Origin of the sequence: Acidiphilium sp. PM (assembly GCF_000219295.1) — a bacterium.
Taxonomy (GTDB): domain Bacteria; phylum Pseudomonadota; class Alphaproteobacteria; order Acetobacterales; family Acetobacteraceae; genus Acidiphilium; species Acidiphilium multivorum.
In genome coordinates, this window is sequence record NZ_AFPR01000499.1 from 1 (window position 1) to 3,303 (window position 3,303).

Here is a 3,303-nt window from a genome sequence, read left to right on the forward strand (position 1 = left end):
TGAGTTTTGTGGTGTCGAGGCGGGAGTCGGCGGGTCGGCGGGCTGGGGTGGGCCAGTCTGCGGTGGCGATGGGGATGATGTCGGGGTGTGGTGTGCCGTGGCGAGCGGCGAGGGCGAGGATTTCGGTGGCGAAGCCGTGCCATGAGGTGTCGCCGGCGCTGGTGGCGTGGAAGATGCCGGCGAAGCCGGGCTGCCAGCCTTCGGCGAGGATGCGAGCGGCGATGGCGAGGATGGCGTCGGCGAGGTCCTCGGCGGCGGTGGGGGTGCCGCGCTGGTCGGCGACGACGCGCAGCGCCGGCAGGCGGCGGGCGGCGGCGATCATGGTGCGGGCGAAGTTCTTGCCGGTGGCGGAGAAGACCCAGGCGGTGCGGAGGATGATGGCGTCGGCGCCGGCGGCGAGGATGGCTTCCTCGCCGGCGGCCTTGCTGTGGCCGTAGACGCCGAGCGGGGCGATCGGGTCGGTTTCGGTGTAGGGCGCGCCCTTGGTGCCGTCGAAGACGTAGTCGGTCGAGACGTGGATGAGGGGGATGCCGCGGCTGCGGCAGAGGGTGGCGAGGGTTGCGGGGCCGTCGCGGTTGGCGCGGAAGGCGGCGTCGGCGCTGGTCTCGGCGGCGTCGACGGCGGTCCAGGCGGCGGCGTTGACGACGAGGGCGGGATCGGCGGCGGCGAGGGCCCTGGCGATCGTTTCCGGGGCGTCGAAGTCGAAGCCGGGGCGGCCGATGGCGCGGGCGGGGAGCCCGGCGGCGGGCGCGCGGGCGGCGAGGGCGTGGCCGAGCTGGCCGCTCGCCCCGGTGATCAGGATCGGGCGGGGCGGCATGTCAGAGCCTGAACCAGGGTTCGGCCTCGGCCAGGCGGGGCAGGAGATTGTCCTTGTCGGAGAGGAGGGCGGTGCCGGCGGGGACGGGCCAGGGCAGGGCGAGATCGGGATCGTTCCAGATGACGCCGCGTTCGGAGGCTTTGTCGTAGGGGGCGGTGACCTTGTAGACGACCTCGGTATCGGGCTCGGTGGTGCAGAAGCCGTGCAGGAAGCCGGGCGGGATCCAGAGCTGGCGCCCGTTGGCGGCGGAGAGCTCGGCGGCGGCGTGGCGGCCGAAGCTGGGCGAGCCGTGGCGGATGTCGACGGCGACGTCCCAGATCGCGCCGCGGATGCAGCGGACGAGCTTGCCCTGGGCGAAGGGGGCGAGCTGGCAGTGCAGGCCGCGGATGGTTCCGGGGCGGGTGGAGGAGGAGTGGTTGTCCTGCACGAAGGTTTCGGTGAAGCCGAGGGCGGCGAGCCTTGCCTGGTTCCAGGTTTCGCTGAACCAGCCGCGGGAATCGGCGAAGCGGGGCGGGGTGATGAGCATGACGCCGGGCAGGTCGAGCGGCTCGATCATGCGGCCTCTCCGTCGGCGAGTTCGCGCAGGACGCGGCCGAGTTCGGTCTTGCCGAGGCGGGCGGCGTGGCGGCGCAGGGTGTCGGCGTCGATGAAGCCCATGCGGAAGGCGACTTCCTCGGGGCAGCCGACGAGCTGTCCCTGGCGGGCCTGGATGGTCTGCACGAAGGTTGCGGCCTGGAGCAGGGAGTCGGGGGTTCCGGCGTCGAGCCAGGCGGTGCCGCGGCCGAGGCGCTCGACGGCGAGGGAGCCGTCGTCGAGATAGAGGCGGTTGAGATCGGTGATCTCGAGCTCGCCGCGGGCGGAGGGTCGGATGCGGCGGGCGAATTCGGTGACCCGGCGGTCGTAGAAATAGAGGCCGGTGACCGCCCAGCTGGAGGCGGGGGCGGCGGGTTTCTCGACGATGTCGATGGCGCGGCCGGCGCTGTCGAAGGTGACGACGCCGTAGCGCTCGGGATCGCGCACCTGGTAGGCGAAGACGGTGGCGCCGGCCTCCCGGCCGGCGGCCTGGCGCAGCGCGAGCGAGAGATGGTCGGCGTGGATGAGGTTGTCGCCGAGGGCGAGGGCGCAGGCCTCGCCGGCGAGCCAGTCCGCGCCGATCAGGAAGGCCTGGGCGAGACCGTCGGGCGAGGGCTGGGCGGCATAGCCGATGCGGATGCCGTATTGGCTGCCGTCGCCGAGCAGGCGGCGGAACTGGGGCAGGTCCTGCGGGGTGGAGATCAGCAGCAGGTCGCGGATGCCGGCGAGCAGCAGGGTCGACAGCGGATAGTAGACCATCGGCTTGTCGTAGACGGGGAGGAGCTGCTTCGAGGCGGCGAGGGTGGAGGGGTGCAGGCGGGTGCCGGAGCCGCCGGCGAGGATGATGCCCTTGCGGATCATGCGGCGGTACCGAGGCGCTGGCCGGCATAGCGGCGGGCGCGGATGGCGCGCCACCAGGTCTCGTTGGCGAGATACCAGTCGACGGTGCGGGCGAGTCCGGCCTCGAAATCGTGGGCGGCGCGCCAGGCGAGGGCGGCCTCGCTGCGGGCGGGGTCGATCTCGTAGCGGAAATCGTGGCCGGGGCGGTCGGCGACGAAGGTGATCAGCCGCTCGCGCGGGCCGGCGGGATCGGGGCGGCGGGCATCGAGCAGGCGGCAGATGGCGCGGACGACGTCGAGATTGGAGCGGGGCTGGCGGGCGCCGATGGCGTAGGTCTCGCCGGGCGTGCCGGTGAGGGCGATGGCGAGGAGCGCCTCGGCGTGATCCTCGACGAAGAGCCAGTCGCGCAGGTTGGAGCCGTCGCCATAGACGGGCAGGGGGCGGCCCTCGAGGGCGTTGATGAGCACCAGCGGGATGAGTTTCTCGGGGAACTGCCAGGGGCCGTAATTGTTGGTGGTGTTGGAGACGATGGCGGGCAGGCCGTAGGTGTGCCGCCAGGCGCGGACGAGATGGTCCGAGGCGGCCTTGCTGGCGGCGTAGGGGCTGCGGGGGTCGTAGGGGGTGGTTTCGGTGAAGGGGGGATCGCCTTGTTCGAGGGCGCCGAACACCTCGTCGGTGGAGATGTGGTGGAAGCGGAAGCGGCGGCGGGCGGGCTCGTCCAGGGTGGCGAACCAGGCGCGGGCGGCCTCGAGCAGGACGAAGGTGCCGGTGATGTTGGTGTCGATGAAATCGCGCGGCCCGTCGATCGAGCGGTCGACATGGGATTCGGCGGCGAGATGCATGACGATGTCGGGCCGGTGCGCCTCGAAGACGGCGCGCATCGCCGCGGCATCGGCGATGTCGGCGCGGATCAGGCGATGGCGCGGATGCCCCAGCGCAGCGCCCAGCGCGTCCTCCGAGGCGGCGTAGGTCATCTTGTCGACGGTGACGACCTCGTGCGGCGTGCTCGCCACAAGCCGACGGACAACCGCAGAACCAATGAAGCCGCAGCCCCCGGTGATCAGAAATCGCAA

4 protein-coding genes are annotated in these 3,303 nt (G+C 72.1%); all 4 read right to left on the reverse strand.

The window, feature by feature from the left end; genetic code table 11:
• Positions 1 to 817 (reverse strand): dTDP-4-dehydrorhamnose reductase (rfbD, locus tag APM_RS15745; RefSeq protein ID WP_007424378.1); only part of this gene is annotated, 817 nt, incomplete at its 3' end.
• Between the two features lies 1 nt (position 818).
• Complete coding sequence (gene rfbC, locus APM_RS15750; RefSeq protein WP_007424379.1) at positions 819 to 1,373, reverse strand: dTDP-4-dehydrorhamnose 3,5-epimerase; 555 nt, start codon at positions 1,371 to 1,373, stop codon at positions 819 to 821.
• Positions 1,370 to 2,251, reverse strand: a complete 882-nt coding sequence (rfbA, locus tag APM_RS15755) for a glucose-1-phosphate thymidylyltransferase RfbA (protein WP_007424380.1) — start codon at positions 2,249 to 2,251, stop codon at positions 1,370 to 1,372. The genes rfbC and rfbA overlap by 4 nt, the downstream gene beginning before the upstream one ends.
• Positions 2,248 to 3,303: dTDP-glucose 4,6-dehydratase (gene rfbB / locus APM_RS15760; RefSeq protein WP_241763175.1), on the reverse strand; the 1,056-nt coding region annotated here is incomplete at its 5' end. The genes rfbA and rfbB, both read right to left, overlap by 4 nt.